Origin of the sequence: Pseudomonas sp. BIGb0176 (genome assembly GCF_024810175.1) — a bacterium.
In the GTDB taxonomy this organism is placed as follows: Bacteria; Pseudomonadota; Gammaproteobacteria; order Pseudomonadales; family Pseudomonadaceae; genus Aquipseudomonas; species Aquipseudomonas protegens.
The window spans coordinates 1,109,309-1,134,733 of the sequence record NZ_JANUEC010000002.1; the positions used below are offsets into that span (position 1 = coordinate 1,109,309).

24 protein-coding genes are annotated in these 25,425 nt (G+C 64.0%); 12 read left to right on the plus strand and 12 right to left on the minus strand.

Going from position 1 to position 25,425, the window contains the following annotated elements:
- Positions 1 to 121 precede the first annotated feature (121 nt).
- Entirely contained in the window at positions 122 to 1,018 is an 897-nt protein-coding gene (xerD, locus tag M2395_RS16110) for a site-specific tyrosine recombinase XerD (protein ID WP_011059449.1), read from the minus strand.
- Between the two features lie 107 nt (positions 1,019 to 1,125).
- On the opposite strand from xerD, the gene M2395_RS16115 reads away from it, so the two are divergent.
- Positions 1,126 to 2,928 carry a sodium:proton antiporter gene (locus M2395_RS16115; protein ID WP_072443100.1) on the plus strand — a complete coding sequence of 601 codons (1,803 nt, stop codon included), beginning with the start codon at positions 1,126 to 1,128 and terminating at the stop codon, positions 2,926 to 2,928.
- 57 nt (positions 2,929 to 2,985) lie between these two features.
- Here M2395_RS16115 and M2395_RS16120 read toward each other — a convergent pair whose 3' ends face one another.
- Positions 2,986 to 3,399: an acyl-CoA thioesterase gene (locus M2395_RS16120; protein WP_019094772.1), complete on the minus strand. Its 414-nt coding sequence runs from the start codon at positions 3,397 to 3,399 to the stop codon at positions 2,986 to 2,988.
- Between the two features lie 325 nt (positions 3,400 to 3,724).
- Between M2395_RS16120 and M2395_RS16125 the strand changes: the two genes are divergently transcribed.
- Complete coding sequence (locus M2395_RS16125) at positions 3,725 to 5,851, plus strand: DUF4132 domain-containing protein (RefSeq protein ID WP_123430108.1); 2,127 nt, start codon at positions 3,725 to 3,727, stop codon at positions 5,849 to 5,851.
- Positions 5,852 to 5,909: 58 nt separating this feature from the next.
- On the opposite strand, the gene rplS is transcribed toward M2395_RS16125, so the two are convergent.
- The 5 genes from rplS to ffh all read right to left on the minus strand — a co-directional run bounded on the left by rplS (position 5,910) and on the right by ffh (position 9,481).
- A complete protein-coding gene (gene rplS, locus M2395_RS16130; protein WP_009047143.1) occupies positions 5,910 to 6,260 on the minus strand; it encodes a 50S ribosomal protein L19 in 351 nt (116 codons plus the stop codon).
- Positions 6,261 to 6,305: 45 nt separating this feature from the next.
- A complete protein-coding gene (trmD, locus tag M2395_RS16135; RefSeq protein WP_019094770.1) occupies positions 6,306 to 7,079 on the minus strand; it encodes a tRNA (guanosine(37)-N1)-methyltransferase TrmD in 774 nt (257 codons plus the stop codon).
- The gene (gene rimM, locus M2395_RS16140; RefSeq protein WP_011059444.1) at positions 7,061 to 7,597 is read right to left on the minus strand and encodes a ribosome maturation factor RimM; all 537 of its coding nucleotides are present in this window, start codon (positions 7,595 to 7,597) and stop codon (positions 7,061 to 7,063) included. Before rimM ends, trmD begins: the two co-directional genes overlap by 19 nt.
- A 5-nt stretch (positions 7,598 to 7,602) precedes the next feature.
- Complete coding sequence (gene rpsP, locus M2395_RS16145) at positions 7,603 to 7,854, minus strand: 30S ribosomal protein S16 (protein ID WP_007927680.1); 252 nt, start codon at positions 7,852 to 7,854, stop codon at positions 7,603 to 7,605.
- A 250-nt stretch (positions 7,855 to 8,104) separates the two neighbouring features.
- Positions 8,105 to 9,481: a signal recognition particle protein gene (gene ffh, locus M2395_RS16150; RefSeq protein ID WP_011059443.1), complete on the minus strand. Its 1,377-nt coding sequence runs from the start codon at positions 9,479 to 9,481 to the stop codon at positions 8,105 to 8,107.
- 209 nt (positions 9,482 to 9,690) lie between these two features.
- On the opposite strand from ffh, the gene M2395_RS16155 reads away from it, so the two are divergent.
- The 3 genes from M2395_RS16155 (at position 9,691) to M2395_RS16165 (ending at position 13,349) form a co-directional block, all read left to right on the plus strand.
- Positions 9,691 to 10,503 (plus strand): inner membrane protein YpjD, encoded by an 813-nt coding sequence (locus tag M2395_RS16155; RefSeq protein ID WP_011059442.1) that lies wholly within the window; start codon positions 9,691 to 9,693, stop codon positions 10,501 to 10,503.
- 9 nt (positions 10,504 to 10,512) lie between these two features.
- Positions 10,513 to 11,742: a transporter associated domain-containing protein gene (locus M2395_RS16160; RefSeq protein ID WP_077933395.1), complete on the plus strand. Its 1,230-nt coding sequence runs from the start codon at positions 10,513 to 10,515 to the stop codon at positions 11,740 to 11,742.
- A gap of 290 nt (positions 11,743 to 12,032) precedes the next feature.
- Positions 12,033 to 13,349 carry an MFS transporter gene (locus M2395_RS16165; protein WP_015634277.1) on the plus strand — a complete coding sequence of 439 codons (1,317 nt, stop codon included), beginning with the start codon at positions 12,033 to 12,035 and terminating at the stop codon, positions 13,347 to 13,349.
- A gap of 77 nt (positions 13,350 to 13,426) precedes the next feature.
- Here M2395_RS16165 and purT read toward each other — a convergent pair whose 3' ends face one another.
- The 5 genes from purT to M2395_RS16190 all read right to left on the minus strand — a co-directional run bounded on the left by purT (position 13,427) and on the right by M2395_RS16190 (position 16,694).
- Complete coding sequence (gene purT, locus M2395_RS16170; RefSeq protein ID WP_015634276.1) at positions 13,427 to 14,608, minus strand: formate-dependent phosphoribosylglycinamide formyltransferase; 1,182 nt, start codon at positions 14,606 to 14,608, stop codon at positions 13,427 to 13,429.
- 93 nt (positions 14,609 to 14,701) lie between these two features.
- On the minus strand, positions 14,702 to 15,169 hold the full coding sequence (locus M2395_RS16175; protein ID WP_015634275.1) for a hypothetical protein: 468 nt from the start codon (positions 15,167 to 15,169) through the stop codon (positions 14,702 to 14,704).
- Between the two features lie 132 nt (positions 15,170 to 15,301).
- The gene (locus M2395_RS16180) at positions 15,302 to 15,517 is read right to left on the minus strand and encodes a DUF1289 domain-containing protein (protein ID WP_011059437.1); all 216 of its coding nucleotides are present in this window, start codon (positions 15,515 to 15,517) and stop codon (positions 15,302 to 15,304) included.
- On the minus strand, positions 15,514 to 16,038 hold the full coding sequence (locus M2395_RS16185; RefSeq protein WP_011059436.1) for a gamma carbonic anhydrase family protein: 525 nt from the start codon (positions 16,036 to 16,038) through the stop codon (positions 15,514 to 15,516). Before M2395_RS16185 ends, M2395_RS16180 begins: the two co-directional genes overlap by 4 nt.
- A gap of 56 nt (positions 16,039 to 16,094) precedes the next feature.
- Positions 16,095 to 16,694, minus strand: coding sequence for a CoA pyrophosphatase (locus tag M2395_RS16190; protein ID WP_011059435.1), 600 nt, complete (start codon positions 16,692 to 16,694; stop codon positions 16,095 to 16,097).
- 147 nt (positions 16,695 to 16,841) lie between these two features.
- Between M2395_RS16190 and M2395_RS16195 the strand changes: the two genes are divergently transcribed.
- The 7 genes from M2395_RS16195 (at position 16,842) to nagE (ending at position 25,367) form a co-directional block, all read left to right on the plus strand.
- The gene (locus M2395_RS16195; protein ID WP_011059434.1) at positions 16,842 to 17,393 is read left to right on the plus strand and encodes an NUDIX hydrolase; all 552 of its coding nucleotides are present in this window, start codon (positions 16,842 to 16,844) and stop codon (positions 17,391 to 17,393) included.
- A 48-nt stretch (positions 17,394 to 17,441) separates the two neighbouring features.
- Positions 17,442 to 17,945: a murein L,D-transpeptidase family protein gene (locus M2395_RS16200; RefSeq protein WP_011059433.1), complete on the plus strand. Its 504-nt coding sequence runs from the start codon at positions 17,442 to 17,444 to the stop codon at positions 17,943 to 17,945.
- A gap of 275 nt (positions 17,946 to 18,220) precedes the next feature.
- Positions 18,221 to 18,952: a GntR family transcriptional regulator gene (locus M2395_RS16205; protein WP_011059432.1), complete on the plus strand. Its 732-nt coding sequence runs from the start codon at positions 18,221 to 18,223 to the stop codon at positions 18,950 to 18,952.
- A gap of 27 nt (positions 18,953 to 18,979) precedes the next feature.
- Complete coding sequence (gene nagA / locus M2395_RS16210) at positions 18,980 to 20,086, plus strand: N-acetylglucosamine-6-phosphate deacetylase (RefSeq protein WP_123430107.1); 1,107 nt, start codon at positions 18,980 to 18,982, stop codon at positions 20,084 to 20,086.
- Entirely contained in the window at positions 20,067 to 21,089 is a 1,023-nt protein-coding gene (locus tag M2395_RS16215) for an SIS domain-containing protein (protein ID WP_103289925.1), read from the plus strand. Before nagA ends, M2395_RS16215 begins: the two co-directional genes overlap by 20 nt.
- Before the next feature lie 26 nt (positions 21,090 to 21,115).
- A complete protein-coding gene (gene ptsP, locus M2395_RS16220) occupies positions 21,116 to 23,638 on the plus strand; it encodes a phosphoenolpyruvate--protein phosphotransferase (protein ID WP_123430106.1) in 2,523 nt (840 codons plus the stop codon).
- Between the two features lie 22 nt (positions 23,639 to 23,660).
- Positions 23,661 to 25,367 (plus strand): N-acetylglucosamine-specific PTS transporter subunit IIBC, encoded by a 1,707-nt coding sequence (gene nagE / locus M2395_RS16225; RefSeq protein WP_123430105.1) that lies wholly within the window; start codon positions 23,661 to 23,663, stop codon positions 25,365 to 25,367.
- Positions 25,368 to 25,425 lie beyond the last annotated feature (58 nt).

The window sequence follows — 25,425 nt, forward strand, 5'->3', positions numbered from 1 at the left end:
CACTCGCAGCGATCACCATGGCAACCGCTCGCAAACAGCCGTTTTGCAAACCGGCAAAGCCTATCACATCTGTTTGCCGGCACCGACTACGGGCGACGCAAAGCGCGGCCCGGAAGGCAAATCAACCGCGCGGATGGTGCTTGGCGTGCAGATCCTGCAGCCGGGCGCGGGCCACATGGGTATAGATCTGGGTGGTGGACAGGTCGCTATGGCCCAACAGCATCTGCACCACTCGCAGGTCGGCGCCGTGATTGAGCAGATGGGTAGCGAAGGCATGGCGCAAGGTGTGGGGCGACAGCGCCTTGCCGATCCCGGCGACCTTGGCCTGGTGCTTGATCCGATGCCAGAAGGTCTGGCGAGTCATCTGCTCGCCACGCAGGCTGGGGAACAGCACGTCGCTGGGACGCCCGCCCAGCAGCTCGGCACGGGCATCACGCATGTAGCGCTCGACCCAGACAATCGCCTCCTCGCCCATGGGCACCAGGCGCTCCTTGCTGCCCTTGCCCATGACCCGCAGCACGCCCTGGCGCAGGTTGACCTGCTCCAGGGTCAGGCTGATCAGCTCGGTAACCCGCAGGCCGCAGGCATAGAGCACTTCGAGCATGGCCCGGTCGCGCTGGCCGATGGCCTCGCTCAGGTCCGGCGCGGCCAGCAGCGCTTCCACATCCGCCTCCGACAGCGACTTGGGCAACGGACGCCCCAGTTGCGGCATGTCGATCTGCAAGGTTGGATCGATTTCAATCAGCTTTTCCCGCAGCAGATAGCGATAGAAACCACGCACGCCCGAGAGGAATCGCGCTGTCGAGCGGGGCTTGTAGGCTTGCTCCACGCGCCAGGCCAGGTGATCGAGGATCAGCTCGCGCCCGGCCCGCGGCAACTCCAGCCCCTGCTCCTGCAACCAGCCGTTGAACAACGCCAGGTCACTGCGATAGGCGTCGCGCGTGTTGTCGGACAGGCCTTTCTCCAACCACAGGGCGTCGAGAAAACGGTCGATCAGGGGGTGGTCGATGGCAGGCATAAAGACTCGAAAGGCGCGGCCCAGAGGCCAGGCGTAAAAAAATAGTGAACTGCGCGCAGGGTCGCTAGTCTTTCATAGCCAGCCATTTTCAGGAACAGGGTGCATTGATGAGTGAACAACAGATTCTGCTGGCCTTCGGCGGCATCGGCGTGGCCGCGCTGGGCTGCCAGTGGCTGGCCTGGAGGCTGAAACTGCCGGCCATTCTCTTTCTGTTGCTCAGCGGCATTCTGGCCGGGCCGATACTGGGCTGGCTCGACCCGCAGGAGATGTTCGGCCCGCTGCTGATGCCCCTGGTTTCGCTGGCGGTGGCGCTGATCCTGTTCGAAGGCAGCCTGACCCTGCACCTCTCCGAGTGGCGCGAGATCGGCAGTGTGGTGCACCGCCTGGTGACCATCGGCGCGCTGTCCACCTGGGCCGTGATCACCCTGGCCACCCACTGGCTGCTGGGCTTCGACTGGATGCTGGCCCTGCTGTTCGGCACCCTGACCCTGGTCACCGGACCGACGGTGATCGTGCCCATGCTGCGGGTAGTGCGGCCCAAGGCTTCGATCGCCAATATCCTGCGCTGGGAAGGCATCGTCATCGACCCTATCGGCGCCCTGCTGGCGGTGGTGGTCTACAGCTTCATCATCGCCAGCGCCGAGGGCGCCGGTCTGAGCCAGAGCCTGCTGACCTTTGGCGGGGTGATTCTGTGCGGCAGCCTGTTCGGCATCGCCGGCGGCTGGGTCCTGGGCAGCATCATGCGTCGCCAGTGGCTGCCGGAATACCTGCACAACCTGGCAACCCTGGCGGCAGTGCTGGGAATCTTCATCGCGTCCAACCAGGTGATGCACGAATCCGGGCTGCTGGCGGTGACCCTGATGGGCATGTGGATGGCCAACATGAAGGGCGTGGATGTGCGGCACATCCTGCACTTCAAGGAAAACCTCAGCGTGCTGCTGATTTCCGGGCTGTTCATCCTGCTGGCGGCACGCCTGGACCTCAAGGCGCTGATTGCCCTGGGCCCGCTGGTGCTGATCCTGCTGCTGGTGATCCAGTTCATCGCCCGGCCACTGAACGTGCTGCTGTCCACGGCCGGTTCCAACCTCAACTGGCGTGAACGCGCCTTGCTGGCGTGGATTGCCCCACGGGGGATTGTTGCAGCAGCGGTGTCGGCGATCTTCGCCATCCGCCTGGATGAAGCCGGTCATGAGGGGGCATTGCTGCTGGTGCCACTGACCTTTGCCGTGATCATCGGCACCGTGGTCCTGCAAAGCGCCACGGCTCGCCCCCTGGCGCGCCTGTTGAAAGTCGCCGAGCCGGCGCCCAGCGGCTTTCTCATCGTCGGCGCCAACGGCCCGGCACGGACCCTTGGCAAAGCCTTGCAGCAACTGGGCAGCCGGGTGCTGTTGACCGACTCCAGCTGGGAAAACATTCGCGCGGCGCGCATGGAAGGGCTGCCCACCTATTTCGGCAACCCGGCCTCGCAGCACGCCGATGCCCATCTGGACCTGGTGGGCCTGGGCCACTTGCTTGCACTCTCGCCCTCAGGAGAGCTGAACACCCTGGCCGCCATGCGCTTTCGCCACGACTTCGGCCACCAGCGCCTGTTCGCCCTGGCCAACAGCCAGGAAAGCCGGCGCACCGACAAGCACCGGGCCAGCCACGAACACCGCGGCCAGTTGCTGGGCAGCGAGGCCTTGACCTACACCAAGCTGGCCAGCCTGCTGGGCCAGGGCGCGGAGCTGTACAGCACCAACCTGACCGAAGCCTTTGGCTGGAACGATTACCAGGCCCTGCACGGCGAACGCGCCACTCTGCTGTTTGCCCGCGACAGTAGCGGCTGGGTGCATGTCGTCACCCCAGACAGCAGCCTCAAGCCGGCGGCAGGCTGGACGCTGCTGGCCCTGATCCAGCCCGAGTCCCTGTAACGCTAACTGGTTTGCCAGCGAAGAGGCCCGATGGCTTATTCGCCGGCACGCCGGCTCCTACGTCGCAAACCCTGGAAGCACCGGCACCGGGCGCTTGTCATCGTCGATGGCGACAAAGCTGAACAAGCCATGGATGGCCTTTTCCCGACCATCACAGCTCATGCTCTCTACAAACACCTCGACTTCGACCTTGAGGCTGGTGTTACCCACCTTCACCACTCGCCCCACCAATTCGACGATCGAACCTGCGGCAATCGGATGGTTGAAATCAATGCGGTCGGTGGACACCGTCACCAACGGCAGCCGGCAGAAACGGGTCGCGGCGATAAACGAAACCTCGTCCATCCAGGCCAGGGCAGTGCCGCCGAACAGGGTGTTGTGATGATTGGTGGTGGACGGGAATACCGCCTTGGTCACGCGGGTCACCGAGAGTTCGGTACGGCGCTGGATTTCTTGCTCACGAAGGGTCATCGGACTACTGCCTGAATGGATGGATCCGCGCACGGGCACGCTGCGGGCATGGAACGCCCATGAGCACTGCAGGGCAGCGACCCAAGGCTTGATGGGAATAATCGGGGGCGGCCTGCCTGTGGATAGAACCAGGCCAGGATTGCCGGGAGGATGCGACGCACCCTGGGCGTCCGTGCAGGCTGCACGGATCGGGCGATCACACTTTATTGGGCCGGCGAGTATATCGCCGCCCGGCAGGGGTCGAAAGAACCCGCCAGGGGCCAAAGGCCACAACCGGCGATAAAAAATGCGATTATCCGCGCACTGAAAAAGGAGACCCGCCGCCATGGATGCCCCGCTCGCGCCTTCGCTCATCGCGCACCTGCAACAACGCCTGAACACCGACCGCGTGGATCATCCGAACTTCATCGGCCCGCCGCCCGACATCAGCCCATTGACGCCCGCTCAATTGGGCAGCCTGTGGCCGGCCATCCGCCGGGCCCTGCGCGACCATGCCAACCCGGCGGCGCAGCAACTGGCGACCGCGATCGTGCAGCAGGCCACGCAACTGGAGCTGAGCCCGGCCCTCGATCAAACCACCCTGCTGGAGGCGCTGCGCAGTTGCGTGAACTGGCAGGAAGCGCTGGAACAACTGGCCTGTTTCAGCGGAACACCGAGCCCCGCCTTGACCGAGGAACTGCGCAGGATCCTTGCGGAACCGGGCCCACAGTGGGCGCTGTACTACCACCAGGCGTACGTGCTGGCGCAATGGGTGGATGAAGAAACCCGCACGGCGCTGCGGCGCTGTGTGGAACAACACTACGCCGATGCGCCCTACGCCCGGCAGGAGTTCGAACTGCTTGGGCAACTGGAGCCTCGCTCACGGCAGGCCCTGGCCGGCAGCGAGTACTGGACCGGCCATCATCACCTGAGCGCCGATCCGGCCAGGGTACTGATGGATGACGCGGCGTACGTCGAATTCTCACAGCAGATCCTCAGTACCGCAGCCCAGCGCCTGGACGCCATCCACAGCGGCGCCACGCCCTATGTGGCCGATGGCGCCTTTACCACCGATGACACTCCGGTGATCGCCCGCGCCGCGCGGGTCGCCCTGCTGCGCGATGCCTCCTGGCTGCCGCCACTGATGGACATTTTGCTGCCCAAGGCCTGCGTCGCCCCGACCCAGGCCAAGACTGCGCCGTCGCAGTCCCTGGCCATTGCCCTGGGGCATTGCATCGAGCAGGTACCAACCCCGGAAAGCGTGCAGGCACTGCGCAGCGCCCTGGGCCTGGTGCGCCATGCCAGCATCCAGAAAAAACTCGCCCGCAACCTCAAACCTGCCGAACGCGGCCTGGCCCAACGCCCCGAGATAGCCCTGCGCCTGGCCCCCACCAGCACGCCCGGCAAGGCCCAGCACGGGCTTCTGGCCAGTTGCCTGGAATCCGGGCTGTGGCAAGCCTTTGAGTTGTCTTTCAGCGACTGGCGAGCGCAACTGGCGGACTCCGCCGTGGGCTCGCCCTTTGCCCGCTCACTGGTTTGGGTTGCCCATTGCACAGATGGCCAACGCCGCAGCTTCCTGCTGGACGCCAATGCTCAAGCGCTAGACTCCCGGGGCCAACCGCTGAGCCTGGATGCCGGGTGCAGGATTTCGCTATGGCACCCGCTGTCAGCCAACGCCGCAGAGCGCCACGCCTGGCAGGCCCTGATCAGCGAACGCCGGATCAAACAACCGCTGCGCCAAGTGTTTCGCGAGTACTACCTGCCCTCTCAGCAAGAGCTGGAAAGCCACACCTGCCAGGCATTCGCCGGATACAGCCTGTCCATCCGCCCCCTGATCGGCCTGGCCCGCCGCGAAGGCTGGAAGATCGACAGGGACAGCGGCCTGAGCCGGAACCTGGGGGATATCCGGGTGAGCTTTGCGGTGGACGCTGCACTCTATCCGGGGCTGCAGGGGCACTGCCTGTCCGGCAGCGCAAGCTTCGCTCGGCGCACCGATAAACACTGGCAGCCGATGCTGCTGCAGGATGTGCCGCCGCAGGTGTTTTCAGAAGCCTGCCGGGCCATCGACCTGCTGGTGAACGTCAGCAGTTTCGCCATCGAAGAGCTGGCACAGAGCGCCAGCGGCCAGCCCCTGCCGCAAATGCCGGCCGCCAGGCGCGAGCAACGCCTGAACCTGCTGGCCGGGCACAACCTCACCCAGATGGCTCTGATGCGCCAGCACGTGCTGGGCAGGGCTTTCGCCCCACTTATCGAGCAGGGGGTGTTGTCGATGGAGGGGCGCCATGCCCGCATCGGCGACCATGCGGTGCATCTGGTCACCGGGCGCGTGACACGCGATGGCGAACCCGTGGAGATGGCCCTGGCGGCGCAAAGCGGCAAATTGACCGCCGTGCCCTGGCTGCCTTATGACGAGGTACTGCTGGAACGGATCGCCAACACGGTCTGTGCCCTGCTGAACCGCTCCGGGCATTAAATGACAGGCAACAAAAAAGCAGCCCGTAGGCTGCTTTTTTCTGCATCGGAAGCTGGACTTAAGCCAGTTTTTCCTTGATGCGAGCTGCTTTACCCGACAGGTCGCGCAGGTAGTACAGCTTGGCTTTACGCACGTCACCGCGACGCTTGACAGCCATGCTGTCGATCTGCGGGCTGTAGGTCTGGAAAGTACGCTCTACGCCAACGCCGTTGGAGATTTTACGTACGGTGAACGCGCTGTTCACACCGCGGTTGCGCTTGGCGATAACTACGCCTTCGAACGCCTGCAGACGGGAACGATCACCTTCCTTCACTTTCACCTGAACGACAATGGTGTCGCCCGGGGCAAAGGCTGGGATCTCTTTGGTCATCTGCTCTGCTTCGAGTGCAAGGATGATTTTGTTGGTCATGCTGTGCTCCTAAGGTAAATCGTCGGATCTACCATCGATACGTTGTTAACTATCGTCCCGCTCGCGGAGATATTCCTCGAGCAGCTTCTTCTCTTCTCCAGAAAGCGAGCGGCTTTCCAGAAGATCGGCGCGTCGTTCATAGGTCCGACCAAGGGACTGCTGTAAACGCCAACGCCGGATGTGTGCGTGGTTGCCACTTAGCAACACGTCGGGAACACGCTGATCCGCATACACCTCCGGTCGGGTGTAGTGCGGGCAATCCAGCAGACCGTCCGTGAAGGAATCTTCCTCCGCGGAATCCACATGCCCTAAAGCTCCGGGCAGCAGTCGCGTAACCGCATCAATCAGGACCATCGCCGGCAGCTCGCCACCGGAGAGTACATAGTCGCCAATCGACCACTCTTCATCGACATGAGCATCAATAAAACGCTCGTCAATGCCTTCATAACGACCAGCAATCAGGATCAATGCATCCTCATTCGCCAACTCGCGCACCGCCGACTGATTCAGTTGGCGGCCTTGGGGCGACAGGTAGATCACCTTCGCGCCCTCCCCGGCTGCGTTTCTGGCCTGAACCAGTGCATCTTCCAGGGGCTTGATCTTCATCACCATGCCCGGACCACCGCCAAACGGGCGATCGTCCACAGTGTGATGTCGATCCGTGGTGTAGTCTCGCGGATTCCAACAGGTCAGCTGCAACAGCCCCTGTTTCACCGCGCGGCTGGTTATGCCGTACTCGCTGATGGCGGAGAACATCTCGGGAAACAAACTGATCACTTCTACGCGCAAGTTAGCCACACTTAGAAGTCCGCATCCCATTCCACCTTCATCTCGCCCGCGGCCAGGTCGACGGCCAACACGCATTGCTCGGTATAGGGCAACAGGCGTTCGCGATCATCCAGGCTGCCAGCGCAAGGCTTGACCACCATTACATCGTTCGAGCCGGTCTCCAGCAGGTGATCGATCTTCCCGAGCAGTTGCCCGAGGCCGTCGATAACCTTGAGACCTTGCAGCTGGTACCAGTAGTACTCGCCGTCGGTCAGTTCAGGGAACAGGCTGCGCGGCACGCAGATCTCGTAACCGGCCAGAAGACGAGCTTCCTCGCGATCATCAAGACCCTTGAGCTTTGCGACCAGGAACTTGTCGTTCCCGCGTCCGCTGACCAGCTCAACCTGCTTCACGCTACCTTCGCGCTTGAGCGTCCAGGTTTTGTAGTCCAACAGGTTTTTAATCGGATCAGTAAAGGAAAAGACCTTCACTTCGCCGCGAACGCCATGAACAGAGTAGATTTTGCCGATAACGATCAAATCATCAGCAGGAGCTGGCGTCGCGTTCATAGGGTTCAGGCTGCAGCCTTAGCCGATTCCTTCAGCAACTGAGCAACACGCTCAGAAGGCTGTGCACCAACGCTCAGCCAGTAGGCTACGCGCTCTTGGTTCACGGACAGGCGGACTTCTTGACCACGAGCGATCGGGTTGAAGAAGCCAACTTGTTCTTTGTGCGAACCGTCGCGTGGGTTGCGGCTGTCGGTCACGGTCAAGTGGTAAAACGGGCGCTTTTTGGAGCCGCCAAGGGCAAGACGGATTGTTAGCATGTGAACATCGTTCCTGTAGTCGGTGCTGCAAATCTAAATGCACAGCGGGCATGGGTGCCCGAAAGGCCGCATATTCTAAGGAATATCCGGACTTTTGCAAATGACTTTTTCCGGCGCCCGTCGGCTGCCATTCAGATTTGCCATGGAGCTGCCGCAAGCGACAGCGGGTGAGCGCACCCCAATCGAGGGTTTGCCCGGGATTCCACGTCCCCGTGGAAAAAGCGCCGGCATGACGGCCGGCGCGGATTCTTCAGATCTTCGGCATGCCGCCGCCGGGCAACATACCGCCCATGCCGCGCATCATCTTGGCCATACCGCCCTTGGCGGAGAACTTCTTCATCATCTTCTGCATCTGCTTGTGCTGCTTGATCAAGCGACCGATGTCCTGCACCTGGGTGCCGGAACCCAGGGCGATCCGGCGCTTGCGCGAACCGCTGATCAGCTCGGGGTCGCGGCGCTCGGCCGGGGTCATGGAGTTGATGATGGCTTCCATCTGCTTGAACTGCTTCTCTGCCGCGCCCTGGGCATTGCCCATCTGCGCCAGGTTCACGCCACCGATGTTCGGCAGCTTGTCCATCAGGCCGCCGAGACCGCCCATGTTCTTCATCTGCTGCAACTGATCGCGGAAGTCTTCGAGGTCGAAGCCCTTGCCCTTCTTCAGTTTTTTAGCAAGCTTGTCGGCCTTGTCCTTGTCGAGGGTCGCTTCAGCCTGTTCGATCAGGCTGAGCACGTCGCCCATGCCGAGGATGCGCGAAGCGATGCGCTCAGGGTGGAACGGTTCCAGGGCTTCGCTCTTCTCGCCCATACCGATGAACTTGATCGGCTTGCCGGTAATGGCCCGCACCGACAGCGCGGCACCACCACGGGCATCGCCGTCGACCTTGGTCAGGATCACACCGGTCAGCGGCAGCGCGTCGCCAAAGGCCTTGGCGGTGTTGGCGGCGTCCTGACCGGTCATGGCGTCGACCACGAACAGGGTTTCCACCGGCTTGATGGCCGCGTGCAGCGCCTGGATCTCGTCCATCATCTCGCTGTCGATGTGCAGGCGACCGGCGGTGTCGACAATCACGACATCGATGAACTTGAGCTTCGCTTCCTTAATAGCCGCTTCGGCGATAGCTACCGGCTTCTGGCTCAGGTCCGATGGGAAGAAGGTCACGCCAATATCATTGGCCAGGGTTTCCAGCTGCTTGATAGCCGCCGGACGGTAGACGTCCGCGGAGACCACCATCACGCTCTTTTTCTTGCGCTCTTTAAGGAAGCGCGCAAGCTTGCCGGCGGTGGTGGTCTTACCCGCACCCTGCAGACCGGCCATCAGCACCACGGCCGGTGGCACTGCGCTGAGGTTCAAATCTTCGTTGGCCGCGCCCATCAGGCTTTCCAGCTCGGCCTGGACGATCTTCACAAAAGCCTGGCCCGGCGTCAGGCTGCGGGACACTTCGGTGCCGACCGCACGCTCCTTCACGGAGTTGACGAAGTCCTTGACCACCGGCAACGCAACGTCGGCTTCGAGCAGCGCCATGCGCACTTCGCGCAGGGTGTCTTTGATGTTGTCCTCGGTCAGCTTGGCCTTGCCGGTGACATGGCGCAGCGTCTGCGAGAGACGGTCGGTTAGGTTTTCAAACATGCTCGATCCTTTCAGGCCCAAGGTAGACCGGGGGTAATGGCGGCCCAGAGCGTAATAAACAGGTGCTCGATGAGCCTGCGGCGTGGGCAGGTCGCGGATTATAGCGAAGACTGTGCGTGGCGGACACCTCGCCGTCTGCTTGCCTGGTCTTTCAGGGCTCTGGGTTCTATGCCAAACTCAGCGACTTTCGGGCCTGCCTAACAGGATTTATGCTCCCCTTGTCACCCAGTTTGCTACCCACCCTCGCCGCCGCCGTCCTTTATGCCGCTGCGACCTTCTACCAAGGCTCCCGCCTGGCCACAGGCGCCAAGGCGAACAAGCGCCTGCTGGTTACGCTCGGCATCCTGGCCTTGCTGGCCCATGCCGCCAGCCTGCTGACCCACTTGCTGACTCCGGTCGGCCTGGGCCTGGACTTCTTCAGCGCCGCCAGCCTGATTGCCGCTGCAGTCATCGCCCTGACCCTGCTGGCCTGCTGGCGCATCCCGGTGGAAAACCTGCTGGTACTGCTGTTCCCGCTCGGCGCCCTGACCGCGCTACTGGCGCAATTCGTCCCCACCGGCACAGTGCCGGTGATCGATGAGGAACCCGGGATCCTCGCCCACATCCTGTTGTCGATCCTGGCCTACGGCATGTTCACCATCGCGGTGTTCCAGGCCTTGTTGCTGCTGGTGCAGGACCATCAGCTGAAGAACAAGCACCCGTCCGGGCTGATCAGGAACTTCCCGCCGCTGCAAACCATGGAAAGCCTGCTGTTCGGTTTTCTCTGGGCCGGCTGGACCCTGCTGTCGCTGTCGCTGATCTCCGGCTGGCTGTTCGTCGAGAACCTGTTCGCCCAGCACCTGGTGCACAAGACACTGCTGGCCTGTTTGGCCTGGGTAGTGTTCAGCGTGCTGCTATGGGGCCGCAATCGCCTCGGCTGGCGCGGGCACAAGGCAATTCGCTGGACCCTGGCAGGTTTCTGCCTGCTGATGCTGGCCTACTTTGGCAGCAAGCTGGTTCGTGAATACATCCTGCACATCTGACGACCGGCCATGACCGACTCCCTGCCCACCGGGCCCATGCTCGCGGTAATCGCCCTGCTCATCGTCTGGTCGGGCCTGTTCACCGCTATCGATGCCGCCCAGCAGCACCTGCTGACCCTGCGCGGCAACTCGCGCAATGGCGACAAGTCCCAGGCACGCCTGGCCTTCCCCAAGGAAAGCCTGATCCTGTGCAATACCCTGTGCCGGGTCCTGGCGGTGATCATCAGCACCCTGCTGGCGCTGTTCTACTGGGCGGAAAATGGCCCCTGGCTGGCCTGCCTGATCAGCACCTGCGCCCTGCTGGTGCTGGCCGAATACCTGCCGCGAGCCCTGGCCGTGCGCTACCCGGAAGGTACCTTGGGCTTTGGCAACAGCCTGCTGCTCATTCCGATGAAAATCGTCTATCCCCTGGCCTGGCTGCTCGACACCCTCAGCCAGTTGCTGCTGCGCCCGTTTGCCCGCAAGGCCAGCGCGGTCAAGCACAGTGACGACGACCCGGCGCTGCTGGACGACGAGCCCACGCCACAGGAGCCACATGCCCTGTCCGGCATCCACGCCCTGGACAACATCACCGTCAATGACATCCTGGTGCCCCGCAGCGAAGTGGACGGCATCAACCTGGACGACCCGATCGAGGACATCATCGCCCAACTGCGCCTGAACCGACGCACACGGCTGCCGGTGTTCCACAGCGATATCAACCAGGTCGAAGCGGTGCTCAACACCCGACAGATCCGTCACCTGCTGCCGGACGCCAGCCTGACCAAGGAGGCCCTGCTGGCGGCCTGCCACGAGCCCTACTTCGTCCCGGAAAGCACCCCGTTGCAGTTGCAACTGCTCAACTTCCACAAACAGCAACGGCGCCTGGGCATGGTGGTGGACGAATACGGCGAAGTGCTGGGCATCGTCACCCTGGAAGATATCCTCGAAGAAATCGTCGGCGAGTTCGAAAGCGAGCACAGCCTGGACAACCCGCACATCCACCCCCAGGCCGATGGCCGCTATGTGGTGGAAGGTGCGGCATCGATCCGCGAGCTGAACAAGAGCCTGGGTTGGCACCTGCCCAGCGACGGTCCCAAGACCCTCAACGGCCTGGTCACCGAAGCCTTGGAAACCATCCCCGACAGCGCGGTGTGCCTGAAAATCGGCCGCTACCGCCTGGAAATCCTCGAAACCGAGGAAAACCGCGTCAGCCGCGTACTGATCTGGCACACCAGCAGCGTCCCCGCCCGCATCTGATCGCCTGCCGCCGCAGCCAATGGCGCCCCTGAAGGTCGAAAACCGTCTCGCCAGCCCGGCAGCCGCCAAGCCCCTTGTTGAATCGTTAGCCGCCTTTCTATAATCGATCCGCTTACCCAAGCCCTGTGCAGACCCGCGTGCTACCCGCACCCAGCGCAAATCTGCCGATAACCAGCCCTTCTGTTCGACGTCACTCCCATCCCGAGGGACGACCGCGCCAAACCCACATCCCTGGGTGCTCGACCATAATAATTCGCTCCACCGGAGCACAGACTGTCAGGGATAACCGCATGACGACCAGCACCGCCTACAGCGCCACCACGCCTGCCCAACCGAGCAATTCCGCCTCGCGGGTGGCCACTGCCAGCTTTATCGGCACCGCCATCGAGTTCTACGACTTTTACGTCTACGCCACCGCCGCCGCACTGGTGATAGGCCCGGTATTCTTTCCCCAGACCTCCGGCACCGCCCAGATGCTCTCGGCGTTCCTGACCTTCGGCATCGCCTTCCTTGCCCGCCCCTTGGGCTCGGCACTGTTCGGCCACTTCGGCGACCGTATCGGACGCAAGTCGACCCTGGTTGCCTCGCTGCTGCTGATGGGCGTGTGCACCACCCTGATCGGCGTACTGCCAGGCTACGCCAGCATCGGCGCCTGGGCGCCCATCCTGCTTTGCGTGCTGCGCTTCGGCCAGGGCCTGGGGCTGGGTGGCGAATGGGGCGGCGCCGCGCTGCTGGCCACGGAGAACGCACCGGAAGGCAAGCGCGCCTGGTTCGGCATGTTCCCGCAGTTGGGCCCCTCCATCGGTTTTCTCGCTGCCAACGGCCTGTTCCTGGCCCTGGCCATGGGCCTGGATGACGAACAGTTCCGCTCCTGGGGCTGGCGCATTCCCTTCCTGCTCAGCGCCGCCCTGGTGATGGTGGGCCTGTACGTGCGCCTGAAGCTGCACGAAACCCCGGTCTTTGCCAACGCCGTGGCACGCCAGGAACGGGTGAAGATGCCACTGGTGGAACTCTTCAGCCAGTACTGGCTGCCGGTACTGCTGGGCGCCGCGTCGATGGTGGTGTGCTACGCCCTGTTCTACATCTCTACGGTGTTTTCCCTGAGCTACGGCGTCGCTACCCTGGGTTACAGCCGGGAAACCTTCCTCGGCCTGCTGTGCTTCGCCGTATTGTTCATGGCCGCGGCCACGCCTCTGTCGGCCTGGGCCAGCGACCGCTTCGGGCGCAAGCCGGTGCTGATTGTCGGCGGCGTGCTGGCGATTCTGTCCGGCTTCACCATGGAACCCCTGCTGACCCAGGGTTCCACCGCCGGCGTGGCGCTGTTCCTGTGCATCGAACTGTTCCTGATGGGGGTGACCTTCGCCCCGATGGGCGCCCTGCTGCCGGAACTGTTTCCGACCCACGTGCGTTATACCGGCGCTTCGGCGGCGTACAACCTGGGGGGCATCGTCGGGGCTTCGGCCGCGCCGTTCTTTGCCCAGAAACTGGTAGCGATGGGCGGTTTGAGCTGGGTTGGGGGGTATGTTTCAGGGGCGGCGATCCTGAGCCTGATCGCGGTGCTGTGCCTGAAGGAAACGCGCAATAACGATTTGAATCGGGTCGCTTGAGCGACCGCTTCACGAGCAAGCTCGCTCCTACAGGTTCAATCCGGACGCTGTAGGAGCGAGCTTGCTCGCGATGCTTTTTACAGCTCGACCACCACCGCTTGCGCAGCGCGGGTCGCCTTGGCCCGGGCGGCTTCGATCGACTCGTCACGCGCCAGGGCTACGCCCATGCGGCGCTGGCCATTGACTTCCGGCTTGCCGAACAGGCGCAGCGCAGTGTCCGGCTCGCTCAGGGCGGCACCGAGGTTGGCGAAGGCGGTCTGGGTGGATGTGCCTTCTACCAGGATCACCGCCGAAGCCGAAGGGCCGAACTGGCGGATCAGCGGAATCGGCAAGCCGAGAATGGCCCGCGCATGCAGGGCGAACTGGGACAGGTCCTGGGAAATCAGGGTCACCAGGCCAGTGTCGTGTGGGCGCGGCGAAACTTCGCTGAACCACACCTGGTCGCCCTTGATGAACAGTTCCACGCCAAACAGGCCGCGGCCCCCCAGGGCCTCGGTGACTGCCTTGGCCACCCGCTCGGATTCGGCCAGGGCTTTGGGACTCATGGCCTGAGGCTGCCAGGATTCCTGGTAGTCGCCCTTTTCCTGACGATGGCCGACCGGCGCGCAGAAGGTGGTGCCGCCCACATGACGCACGGTCAACAGGGTGATTTCGTAGTCGAAGTCGATAAAGCCTTCGATGATCACCCGGCCCTTGCCGGCACGGCCGCCTTCCTGGGCGTAGTCCCAGGCTTTCTGCACGTCGTCGACGCTGCGCAGCAGGCTCTGGCCCTTGCCCGAGGAACTCATCACCGGCTTGACCACGCACGGGAAGCCCAGGTCTTGCACGGCCTTGGAATAGTCTTCGAAGGTGTCGGCGAAATGGTACGGCGAGGTCGGCAGGTCCAGCTCTTCAGCGGCCAGGCGCCGGATGCCTTCGCGGTTCATGGTCAAGGAGGTGGCCCGGGCGGTGGGGATCACGGTGAAGCCCTCGGCTTCCAGTTCCACCAGGGTCGCGGTGGCGATGGCTTCGATTTCCGGCACGATGAAGTGCGGCTTCTCGGCTTCGATCACGGCCCGCAGCGCCGCGCCATCAAGCATGTTGATCACGTGGCTGCGATGAGCCACCTGCATCGCCGGAGCGTTGGCGTAGCGGTCCACCGCAATCACCTCGACACCCAGGCGTTGCAGCTCGATCACCACCTCCTTGCCCAACTCACCACAGCCACAAAGCAAGACGCGGGTCGCGGTTGGCGACAGTGGAGTTCCGATACGAGTCATCTGAAGGTCCTCAAAGGAGCGGATCATCGAGGGCCGAGCGCCAGGCGGGCGACCCATGGGGAGCGGCATTTTACATGAAGCGCGGGCTTTGGCTCAGCCGGCGCACGCCGCTTTGCGCAAACGCCAGGCCATGGCCAGCCAGACCACGGTAACACCGGCGAACTTCGAACCCAGGGCGGTCAGGATCACCCCAGGGGTCAAGGCATCGATCATGCCGAAGAAGATGAAGGTATCCAGGGGAATGCTCAGGGCCGAGCTGATCCATAGACGATCATGCAAGGGCCGCTTGGTGATACTGAACACCAGCCAGTCGATGCATTCCGAGACGGCGAATGCCGTGGCGCTGGCCAGGGCGATGGTCGGATCGGAGGTCACATAGGACAGCACCAGGGCCGCCAGCATCGCGACGATGGCGCCGTGGCCGAAACGAGTCTGCACCATGTCCCGCAGGACAAACACCAACCCGCCCCAGGCCGACCAGATGATGTCCAGATGCGGGGCAGACGAAAAGGCGTAGTTGATCAGCACGACACTGCTGATATAGGCGATCAGGAAGAACATGGGGGCGAAGGGTACCTGTCAGGAAGGTGCACAGGTTACTGCAGGCCCGGGGCTGGGCCAAGAAGCCCTTTCGCCAGCACGCTGGCACCTGCACAAGATTGCAGGAGCCGGCTTGCTGGCGAAACGAGCGGATCAACTTGCCGAGCTGGAGCCGATCATCCACAGCAAGCCGCTGGACTTGGCCCGCTCATGGCACAGGGCCAGGACCGCACGCCGCTCGGCGTTGTCCATGCGGCTCCAGCGGGTGATCTCGTCCACCGTGCGCTGGCAACCGGTGCAGATATCCTGCTCGTCCAGGGCACAGATGCTCACGCAGGGCGAAGCGACGGGTCTTTCAGGGGCTGTCATTGTTCTTGCTCAACCAGGTCTCGGGCATAACGCTGGGCATTATGAACGTAGTGCGCGGCGCTGGCTTCGAGCATTTTCTTCTGCGGCTCGGTCAACTCCCGTACCACCTTGCCTGGCGAGCCCATGACCAGCGAACCGTCGGGGATTTCCTTGCCCTCGCCGATCAGCGAGTTGGCGCCGATGATGCAGTTCTTGCCGATCTTCGCGCCATTGAGGATCACCGCGTTGATGCCGATCAGGCTGTAGTCGCCCACGGTGCAGCCGTGCAGCATGGCATTGTGGCCGATGGTCACGCCGGTACCGATGGTCAGGGGAAAGCCCATGTCGGTGTGCATCACCGTGCCATCCTGGACGTTGCTGTGCTTGCCGATCAGGATCAGTTCGTTGTCCCCGCGCAGCACGGCGTTGAACCAGACGCTGGCTCCCTCCTCCAATTTGACCTTGCCCACCAGCGTGGCATTCGGGGCAACCCAGCTCTGTGGATGGGTCTCGACTCGGGCGTCGCCCAGGCGGTATTTCATCTTATTGTCCTCATGGCTCAGGCAGCCGCGGGTTTATGCCATGCGAAGTGATGGCTTCAGGTATCGATATAGTTTTTCGGCGGGCGATGCAGGCTGATTCCGGCGTCGTACAACAGGTTGACCAGCTCGACGATCATGATCGCGGTCAGGCCCCAGATCTTGTACTCGCCAAAGCGGTAGCTGGGGACGTACCAGCTGCGCCCCTGGTAATCGATGCGATGGGTATGTTCACGGGGGTCCTGGCGAAAGAACTCCAGGGGCACGCTGAAAACGGCGGCGATCTCGGCGTCATTGGCCTGGTATTCGACATAGTCGGGAATCACCCCGACGTAAGGCGTGACCTTGATTCCGTGCAGGGAAATCAGCGGGCTCAAAGGCCCGATGACCTCCACCAGCCCCGGCGGCAGGCCGATTTCCTCCTTGGCCTCGCGCAGCGCGGTAAAGATCAGGTCCGGATCTTCCGGATCGCGTCGGCCACCAGGGAAAGCCACCTCGCCGCCATGGGTCGACAGCCCGCTGGCACGCAAGGTCAATACCAGTTCCGGTTCTTCGCTGCGGGTGATGGGCACCAGCACCGCAGCCTCGGGAAAACGTCGGTCGGTCTCCAGCGTACGCGGCGTGTAGTGGCTTACCCGATGAAGTAGCTCGTCCAGCATGAGGCATCTCGATCTGTTGGCTACCGTGCATCATGCACCAATCCAATCTTCGGCCCAACCCCCGCCCCCGGGCATGTCGCTTAACGACAACTTGCCGACAACGGGGCTGGCGCGCCAAGATAGCCCCAGCCTTTTCGGATACCCCACATGAAATTTTGCAGCCAGTGCGGCAACCCGGTGACCCAGCGCATTCCCGAAGGCGATTCGCGCCTGCGCTATGTCTGCGACCACTGCCAGACCATCCATTACCAGAACCCCAATATCGTCGCCGGCTGCCTTGCCACCTGGGAGGGCAAGGTGCTGCTGTGCCGTCGCGCCATCGAGCCGCGCCTGGGCTACTGGACCCTGCCCGCAGGCTTCATGGAAAACGGCGAGACCATCGAACAGGCGGCCATTCGCGAAACCTACGAGGAGGCCTGCGCCCGGGTGCGCGGCCTGAGCATCTACACCCTGATCGACGTGCCGCACATCAGCCAGGTGCATGTGTTCTTTCGCGCGGAGCTCGCCGACCTGGACTTTGCCGCCGGCCCCGAGAGCCTGGAAGTGCAGTTGTTCGACGAAGCCGATATCCCTTGGTCCGAGCTGGCTTTCCGCACCGTCGGCCGTACCTTAGAATGCTTCTTCGCTGACCGGCGGGCCGCAGCCTTTGAAGTGCGCTCCGAATCCATTCCGCCGCTCTCTCAGCCTGCCATCAGTTAAACAATAAAACGTGCACGGGATCTGTGTGCGCCTGGGGATATCGTGTCAATGCGCTGGTTGCTTGCCCTGCTGTGCTGTTCCGTCGTTGCTGTGTGCCAGGCCTCCACCGTGGAAACCCTGGACGGCAAGGTCATCGAAAAGGTCCTGGTGCTCAAGTCCGCCCATCAACTGCAACTGATCAACGGTGGCAAGCCACTGAAGACCTACCGCATATCCCTGGGCAAGAAACCCAAGGGTCCCAAGCTCATGGAGGGCGACAAGCGCACCCCTGAAGGCCTCTACTGGCTCGACTGGCGCAAGACCAGCGACCGCTACAACCTGGCCATGCACATCTCCTATCCGAACATCACCGATGCCGCCCGCTCGCGGCGCGAAGGGGTGGACCCGGGCGGCATGATCATGATCCACGGCACCCCGGACACCGAAGAATTCCCGGAGCAGTATTTCCACACCCTGGACTGGACAGACGGGTGCATCGCCATGCGCAACGTCGACATGCGCGAGGTCTGGGGCCTGGTCAAGGACGGCACCATGATCGAGATCCGCCCTTAATTTCCCTTCCGCAAAAAATATTTTTACCCCCGCCAGCTCTTCCACTGCGCCCATACCACTTGGCGACCCGCAAGGGGTCGCCACTCGACGCCATGGCGATGGCAGTCAGACCTGCCTAATACCACTTTAATCATTTACCCTTCAAAGCACCCCGAAAACGCTGGATTTACGCCACCTTCAGCAGACCAGTGGCGTTGACATGGTATCTAAGTGGTATTAGTTTTTCGGCACTACCGGGCGACAACAACCTAATAACCGCATCGGAAAACCTACAGATGAATCACCTCCTGGCCCTGCGCCCCGACGACTCCCAACCCACTCCGCTGTACCTGCAACTGGCTCGCAACCTGGAAGCGGCAATCCATGCCGGCCAGTGGAAAGCCGAGCAGGCACTGCCGTCGGAACGCAACCTCAGCGAATTGCTGGGGATCTCCCGGGTCACCGCGCGCAAGGCCCTGGAAGTGCTCTTCGAACAGGGCTTGATCCGCCGCAGCCAGGGCTCGGGGACCTTCATCACCCCGCGCCTGGAGCAACCGCTGTCGCGGCTCTCCGGCTTCAGCGAAATGCTGCGCCTGAAGGGTTTCGTGCCCGGCTCCCAATGGCTGGAACGCACCCTCACCCCGCCCACCCATGAAGAACTGATCCGCCTCGGCCTGTCGCCCAACGACAAGGTGGCGCGGCTCAAGCGCCTGCGCAAAGCCGATGACACAGTGATGGCCATCGAGATGAGCACCCTGCCGGCCAGCATCATCGCCCAGCCGGAAGCGGTCGGGGATTCGCTCTATGAATACCTCGATGGCATCGGCAAGCCCGTGGTGCGGGCGCTGCAGCACATCCAGGCGATCAATGCCTCGGACGAATTCGCCGCCCTGGTGGGCATCGCCCCCGGCACCGCCATGTTGCTGATGACCCGGGTCGGCTACCTGGAAGACAACACGCCGATCGAGGTCACCGACACCTACTGCCGCAACGACTACTACGACTTCGTCGCTGAACTGCGACGCTGAACCCGCTTCCGGAGCCAGAGAAACGCCATGTCCGAAGACAATATCCTCACGCCCCAAGGCTGGGTCCGCGGCCGTCTGCTGCATCAGGACGGCAAGGTGATCGCCATCGAAGGCAGCCCCTGCAATCCGGCGGACAACGACCTGCCCTACCTGCTGCCCGGCTTTATCGACCTGCATGTGCACGGCGGCGGCGGCAAGGACATCATGCAAGGCCGCGATGCCTTCCAGACCATCACCCGCACCCATCTGCGCTTCGGCACCACCTCGTTGCTGGCCACCACCATGACGGCCCCCAGCGAGGAAATCCGCCAGGTCCTGGAGCAACTGGGCAGCTATGCCGAACAGCGCCCCAAAGGCTGCGCCCGAGTGCTCGGCGTGCACCTGGAAGGCCCCTACATCAACCCCGGCAAACTTGGCGCCCAGCCCAACTTCGCCCACACCGCACTGCTGGCGGAAGTGGAGCAGTACCTGGCGCTGGCGCCGATCCGCGTGATCACCATCGCCCCGGAAGTCGCCGGCCACGACGGCCTGATCCGCGAACTCAGCGCCCGCGGCGTGCGCATGCAGATCGGCCACACCCTGGGCAGCTACGAGGAAGGCGTGGCGGCCCTCGCCGCTGGCGCCACCAGTTTCACCCACCTGTACAACGCCATGAGCCCGCTGCATCACCGCGAGCCGGGGATCGTCGGCGCGGCCCTGGCCCACGCCCAGTACGCCGAGCTGATCCCGGACCTGCTGCACGTGCACCCCGGTGCCATGCGCGTGGCCCTGCGCTCGATCCCATGCCTGTACTGCGTTACCGACTCCACCGCAGCTGCCGGCATGCCCGACGGTGAATACAAGCTGGGCAGCCACACCGTGACCAAGTGCCTGGGTGGTGTGCGCCTGGCCGACGGCACGCTGGCCGGCAGCACCCTGACCATGGACCAGGCCCTGCGCAATCTGGTGAAGATCGGCCTGCCCCTGGCCGAAGCCTCGCAGCGCCTGTCGCAATTTCCCGCCGACTACCTCGGCATCCCTGAACGCGGCCGCCTGCAACCTGGCAGCTGGGCCGACAGCGTGCGCCTGGACCGGGCACTCACACTGACCGCCGTCATGGTCGAAGGAGAAGACATTGACTTCAAAAATGCTTGAAGAGGCGCTGTCCTCGCACCTGGCCGCGAGCAACCAGTTGCAGCACCTGGACCCGGCGCTGATCGAGGTCGCCGGCCGCCTGCGCCGCCAGCCGCCACAAGTGGCAATGACCGTGGCCCGGGGCAGCTCCGACCACGCCGCCAGCTACTTCGCCTACCTGACCATGCAGCAAGTGGGTATTCCCGTGGCCTCGCTGCCGATGTCGGTGGTGACCATGCAGCAGGCGCCCCTGCGGGTCAGCGGCCAGGCGGTGTTCGCCTTTTCGCAATCGGGGCAAAGCCCGGACCTGGTAAACAGCGTGCGCCTGCTGCGCAAGCGCGGGGCCCTCAGCGTGGCCATGGTCAACGCGGAAAACAGCCCGCTGGAAGCGGCCAGCGAATTCTTCCTGCCATTGCACGCCGGCGCCGAGCAGAGCGTGGCCGCCACCAAGAGCTTTATTGCCACCCTCAGTGCCAGCGCGCGACTGATCGGCCACTGGAATGATGACGGACGCTTGCTCGAAGCCGGCCTGGCCCTGCCCGAAGGCCTGCGCCAGGCCGCGACCCAGGATTGGAGCCTGGCCGTCAATGCGCTGCGCGATTGCCAGCGCCTGATGGTGATCGGCCGTGGGGCGGGATTCGCCATTGCCCAGGAAGCCGCGCTCAAGCTCAAGGAAACCTCGGCCATCCAGGCCGAAGCCTTCAGCAGTGCCGAAGTCCGCCACGGCCCCATGGCGCTGATCGACCACGACTATCCGCTGCTGGTGTTCGCCCCCCGCGGCGCCGAGCAGGGCGGCCTGCTGAGCCTGGCCGCCGACATGCGCCAGCGCGGCGCCAAGGTGCTGCTGGCCGCTCCGGACGACATCGGTGAACGGGACCTGACCCTGAGTCGTGCCGAACACCCGGCACTCGACCCGATCCTGGCGATCCAGAGTTTCTACGTCATGGCCGCCGGCCTCGCCCAAGCCCGCAGCATGGACCCCGACCAACCGCGCCACCTGAGCAAAGTGACCCGCACTCACTAAGCCCCATCGCCAACGAGTACTGCGCCATGCACAACAACAATAACGAACTGACGCTCGGTGCCCCGTTAAGCGGGCCAGTGCTAGCACTACGCAGCGTGCCCGACCCGGTGTTCGCCAGCGGTGCCATGGGCGACGGCATCGCCATCGATCCCCTCAACGACACCCTGCATGCGCCCTGCGCCGGCCAGGTGATCCAGGTCGCACGTACCGGGCACGCAATCACCCTGCGCGCCGCCAATGGGGCCGAACTGCTGCTGCACCTGGGCCTGGACACTGTCGAACTGCAGGGCGAGGGGTTTGCCCTGCTGGTGAAGGAAGGCCAGCAGGTGCGTGCCGGCCAGCCCTTGATGCGGGTTGATCTGGACCACGTGGCACAGCATTGCCGAAGCCTGATCAGCCTGCTGATCCTGACCAATGGCGAGGGTTTCGACCTGCGCCCGCTGACCCTGTCGACAGTCCAGGTGGGCGAGCCATTGCTGCACATCAGCCGGCGCGCCAACGCGGGCCCGCAGCCGCTGGCGCAAGAGCAATCCGGGCAGCAGGCCAGCGCCCGGATCAAGGTCGCCCATCGCGGCGGCCTGCATGCCCGCCCCGCCGCCCTGGTGCGCCAGACCGCCCTGAGCTTCAACAGCCATTCGCAGTTGATCTTCAAGGACAAGAGCGCCCCCTGCACCAGCCTGATTGCCCTGATGAGCCTGGGCATCGGTGAACAGGAAGAAGTGCTGGTCAGTTGCCAGGGCGACGATTGCCAGGATGCCCTGCAGGCGGTGCTGCAGACCCTCGGCACCGCGATGGCCGCAGATGCCCATGGCGAAACCCCGGTACCGGCCCCGGCCGCCCAAGGCCCCGTGGAAGACGGCGTGCTGCCGGGCGTCTGCGCCGCGCCGGGCCTGGTGTGCGGACCCCTGGTGCGGCTTAACGCCATGGTCTTGGCGGAGGATCATGGCCAGCATGCACCCGAGCCTCAACGGCAAGCATTGAGCACCGCACTGAACCAGGTGCGCGGGGAAATCCGCCACACCCTGGAGCAGGCTCAACAACGCCGCGACCAGCAGGAACAGGACATCTTCAGCGCCCACCTGGCGCTGCTCGAAGACCCGACCCTGCTGGACGCCGCCGAAGCCTCCATTGCCCAGGGCCGCGCCGCCACCCATGCCTGGAGCGCGGCGATTACCGAGCAATGCCAGATCCTGCAGCAACTGGGCAGTACGCTGCTGGCTGAACGCGCCAACGACCTGCGGGACCTGCAGCAGCGCGTTCTGCGCGCCCTGCTGGGGGAGGCCTGGCACTACGATCTGCCAGCCGGGGCGATCGTTGCCGCCGAGGAGTTGACCCCTTCCGACCTTCTGCAACTCAGCGCCCAGGGCGTGGCCGGGTTGTGCATGGCCGCCGGCGGTGCCACTTCCCACGTGGCGATCCTCGCCCGGGGCAAAGGCCTGCCTTGCCTGGTGGCCCTGGGCCCGCAAGTGCTGCGCATCGACAGTGGCCGCCAGGTGGTGCTGGATGCCAACGGCGGGCGCCTGGAACTGGAGCCCGACCCGCAGCGCATCGCACAGGTGCAACGGGCCGGTGAAACCCAGCGCCAGCGCCATGCGCTGCAACAGCAAAAAGCCCATGAGCCCGCCCTGACCCAGGACGGCCAGCAGATCGAGGTGGCGGCCAATGTGGCGTCCAGCGATGAAGCCCGAGACGCCCACCAGGGTGGCGCCGACGGCGTCGGCCTGCTGCGCACCGAGTTTCTCTTCGTTGACCGCCAGACCGCCCCGGATCAAGAAGAACAGCGCCAGGCCTATCAGGCAGTGCTCAACGCCATGGGCGACAAGCCGGTGATCATTCGCACCATCGACGTCGGCGGCGACAAACAGCTGGATTACCTGCCCCTGCCGGTGGAAGCCAACCCGGTACTTGGGCTGCGCGGCATCCGCCTGGCCCAGGCGCGCCCTGAACTGCTGGACCAACAACTGCGGGCGCTGCTCCAGGTCAGCCCCGTGCAACGCTGCCGGGTGATGCTGCCGATGGTCACCGAAGTCGCCGAGCTGCTGCACATTCGCCAGCGCCTGGACCTGTTCGCTGCCGAACTGGGCCTGAGCCAGCGCCCGGAACTGGGGGTCATGATCGAAGTCCCCGCCGCCGCCCTGATGGCCGAGCAACTGGCCGAACACGCCGACTTCCTGTCCATCGGCACCAACGACCTCTCCCAGTACACCCTGGCCATGGACCGTGACCACGCCGGGCTGGCGGCACGGGTCGACGCCCTGCACCCCGCCCTGCTGCGGCTGATCGCCCAGACCTGCGCCGGCGCCCAGCGCCATGGTCGCTGGGTCGGGGTCTGTGGCGCCCTGGCCTCCGATCCCCTGGCCACACCAGTACTCATTGGCCTGGGCGTCAGCGAGCTGTCGGTCAGCCCCCCACAGGTGGGCGAGATCAAGGACCGGGTGCGCCAGCTGGACGCCAGCCAGTGCCGCCAGCTCAGCCAACCGCTGCTCAACCTGCCCGGTGCCGCCACAGTCCGTCAGGCCTGCGAACGGCTTTGGCCTCTGCACTCATAACAAGAATTCCAGGAGAGACGCCATGTACCAGTATTTCATCGAGGGCCTGCAACGCCTCGGCCGGGCGCTGATGCTGCCCATCGCTATCTTGCCCATCGCCGGTCTGCTGCTGCGCCTGGGCGACACCGACCTGCTGAACATCGCGATCATCCACGATGCCGGGCAGTCGATCTTCGGCAACCTGGCGCTGATCTTCGCCATCGGTATCGCCGTCGGCTTTGCCAAGGACAACAATGGCACCGCCGGGCTGGCCGGGGCCATTGGCTACCTGGTAATGATCTCGACCCTCAAGGTGCTGGACGCCAGCATCAACATGGGCATGCTCGCCGGGATCATCAGCGGGCTGATGGCCGGCGCGCTGTACAACCGCTTCAAGGACATCAAGCTGCCGGAGTACCTGGCGTTCTTCGGCGGCCGGCGCTTCGTGCCCATCGCCACCGGTTTCACCGCCGTGGGCCTGGGGGTGGTGTTCGGCCTGATCTGGCCGCCGATCCAGCACGGCATCAACAGCTTCGGCCAGTTGCTGCTGGAGAGCGGCAGCTTCGGCGCCTTTGTCTTCGGCGTGTTCAACCGGCTGCTGATCGTCACCGGCCTGCACCACATCCTCAACAACATGGCCTGGTTCATCTTCGGCAGCTTCACCGACCCGAGCACCGGCGCCGTGGTCACCGGCGACCTGACCCGCTACTTTGCCGGCGACCCCAAGGGCGGCCAGTTCATGACCGGGATGTTCCCGATGATGCTGTTCGGCCTGCCCGCCGCCTGCCTGGCGATGTACCGCAACACACCGCCGGAACGGCGCAAGGTAATGGGCGGGATCTTCCTGTCCATGGCCCTGACATCCTTCCTGACCGGGGTCACCGAACCGATCGAATTCGCCTTCATGTTCCTTGCCCCCCTGCTGTACCTGGTGCATGCCCTGCTCACCGGGCTGGCCATGGCCCTGACCAACCTGCTGAACATCCACCTGGGTTTTACCTTTTCCGGCGGCGCCATCGACATGGCCCTGGGCTGGGGCCGCTCCACCAACGGCTGGAAGGTGTTTCCGGTGGGCCTGCTGTACGCGGTGGTGTACTACCTGGTGTTCGATTTCTGCATCCGTCGCTTCAACCTCAAGACCCCGGGCCGTGAAGACAGCCCCTCCAGCGAAAAGACTGAACTGAGCGTCGATCAGCGCGCCGCGGCCTACATCAAGGCCCTGGGTGGCGCCGGCAACCTGCTTACCGTCGGTGCCTGCACTACGCGCCTGCGCCTGGAACTGGCAGACCGCAACCTGGCTTCGGACAGCGAGCTCAAGGCTCTGGGCGCCATGGCCGTGGTGCGCCCCGGCAAGGGCGGCAGCTTGCAGGTGGTGGTGGGGCCGCTGGCAGACAGCATCGCCGACGAGATCCGCCTGGCGTCACCCGTTTCGGCCAGGGCTGCGGTGGCACAGGCGCCTGTTGAAGAAACCCCGCAGGTCGACATTTCCATCCACGAAGCCCAGCAGTGGCTCAACGCCCTCGGCGGTCGGGACAATCTGGTGCAGATGGACTGTGTGGCCCTGACCCGGTTGCGAGTGCGAGTGAACAATAGCCGCAGCCTGTCGGAGCCGGCGCTCAAGGGGCTGGGCTGCCAGGGCATGCGGCGCATGGAAGGGGACGTCTGGCACGTGCTGATTGGCGAAAAGGCCGGGGGCTTGCAGGTGGCGCTGACGGGCTTGCTGCACCAAGAGGTCGGCGCAGGTGCTTGAAGGCACTTTCGCCGGCAAGCCGGCTCCTACAAGGCTCCTGTAGGAGCCGGCTGGCCGG

Excerpts from the sequence above, each read along its gene's own strand:
- M2395_RS16115 (WP_072443100.1), top strand. The coding sequence starts at position 1,126 with ATGAGTGAACAACAGATTCTGCTGGCCTTCGGCGGCATCGGCGTGGCC.
- nagE (WP_123430105.1), top strand. The coding sequence starts at position 23,661 with ATGTACCAGTATTTCATCGAGGGCCTGCAACGCCTCGGCCGGGCGCTG.
- M2395_RS16165 (WP_015634277.1), top strand. The coding sequence starts at position 12,033 with ATGACGACCAGCACCGCCTACAGCGCCACCACGCCTGCCCAACCGAGC.
- M2395_RS16185 (WP_011059436.1), bottom strand. The coding sequence starts at position 16,038 with ATGAAATACCGCCTGGGCGACGCCCGAGTCGAGACCCATCCACAGAGC.
- xerD (WP_011059449.1), bottom strand. The coding sequence starts at position 1,018 with ATGCCTGCCATCGACCACCCCCTGATCGACCGTTTTCTCGACGCCCTG.
- M2395_RS16195 (WP_011059434.1), top strand. The coding sequence starts at position 16,842 with ATGAAATTTTGCAGCCAGTGCGGCAACCCGGTGACCCAGCGCATTCCC.
- ffh (WP_011059443.1), bottom strand. The coding sequence starts at position 9,481 with ATGTTTGAAAACCTAACCGACCGTCTCTCGCAGACGCTGCGCCATGTC.
- M2395_RS16125 (WP_123430108.1), top strand. The coding sequence starts at position 3,725 with ATGGATGCCCCGCTCGCGCCTTCGCTCATCGCGCACCTGCAACAACGC.
- rplS (WP_009047143.1), bottom strand. The coding sequence starts at position 6,260 with ATGACCAACAAAATCATCCTTGCACTCGAAGCAGAGCAGATGACCAAA.
- rpsP (WP_007927680.1), bottom strand. The coding sequence starts at position 7,854 with ATGCTAACAATCCGTCTTGCCCTTGGCGGCTCCAAAAAGCGCCCGTTT.
- M2395_RS16160 (WP_077933395.1), top strand. The coding sequence starts at position 10,513 with ATGACCGACTCCCTGCCCACCGGGCCCATGCTCGCGGTAATCGCCCTG.
- rimM (WP_011059444.1), bottom strand. The coding sequence starts at position 7,597 with ATGAACGCGACGCCAGCTCCTGCTGATGATTTGATCGTTATCGGCAAA.
- M2395_RS16205 (WP_011059432.1), top strand. The coding sequence starts at position 18,221 with ATGAATCACCTCCTGGCCCTGCGCCCCGACGACTCCCAACCCACTCCG.
- M2395_RS16155 (WP_011059442.1), top strand. The coding sequence starts at position 9,691 with ATGCTCCCCTTGTCACCCAGTTTGCTACCCACCCTCGCCGCCGCCGTC.
- purT (WP_015634276.1), bottom strand. The coding sequence starts at position 14,608 with ATGACTCGTATCGGAACTCCACTGTCGCCAACCGCGACCCGCGTCTTG.
- M2395_RS16190 (WP_011059435.1), bottom strand. The coding sequence starts at position 16,694 with ATGCTGGACGAGCTACTTCATCGGGTAAGCCACTACACGCCGCGTACG.
- M2395_RS16120 (WP_019094772.1), bottom strand. The coding sequence starts at position 3,399 with ATGACCCTTCGTGAGCAAGAAATCCAGCGCCGTACCGAACTCTCGGTG.
- ptsP (WP_123430106.1), top strand. The coding sequence starts at position 21,116 with ATGCACAACAACAATAACGAACTGACGCTCGGTGCCCCGTTAAGCGGG.
- nagA (WP_123430107.1), top strand. The coding sequence starts at position 18,980 with ATGTCCGAAGACAATATCCTCACGCCCCAAGGCTGGGTCCGCGGCCGT.
- M2395_RS16175 (WP_015634275.1), bottom strand. The coding sequence starts at position 15,169 with ATGTTCTTCCTGATCGCCTATATCAGCAGTGTCGTGCTGATCAACTAC.
- M2395_RS16200 (WP_011059433.1), top strand. The coding sequence starts at position 17,442 with ATGCGCTGGTTGCTTGCCCTGCTGTGCTGTTCCGTCGTTGCTGTGTGC.
- M2395_RS16180 (WP_011059437.1), bottom strand. The coding sequence starts at position 15,517 with ATGACAGCCCCTGAAAGACCCGTCGCTTCGCCCTGCGTGAGCATCTGT.
- trmD (WP_019094770.1), bottom strand. The coding sequence starts at position 7,079 with ATGGGATGCGGACTTCTAAGTGTGGCTAACTTGCGCGTAGAAGTGATC.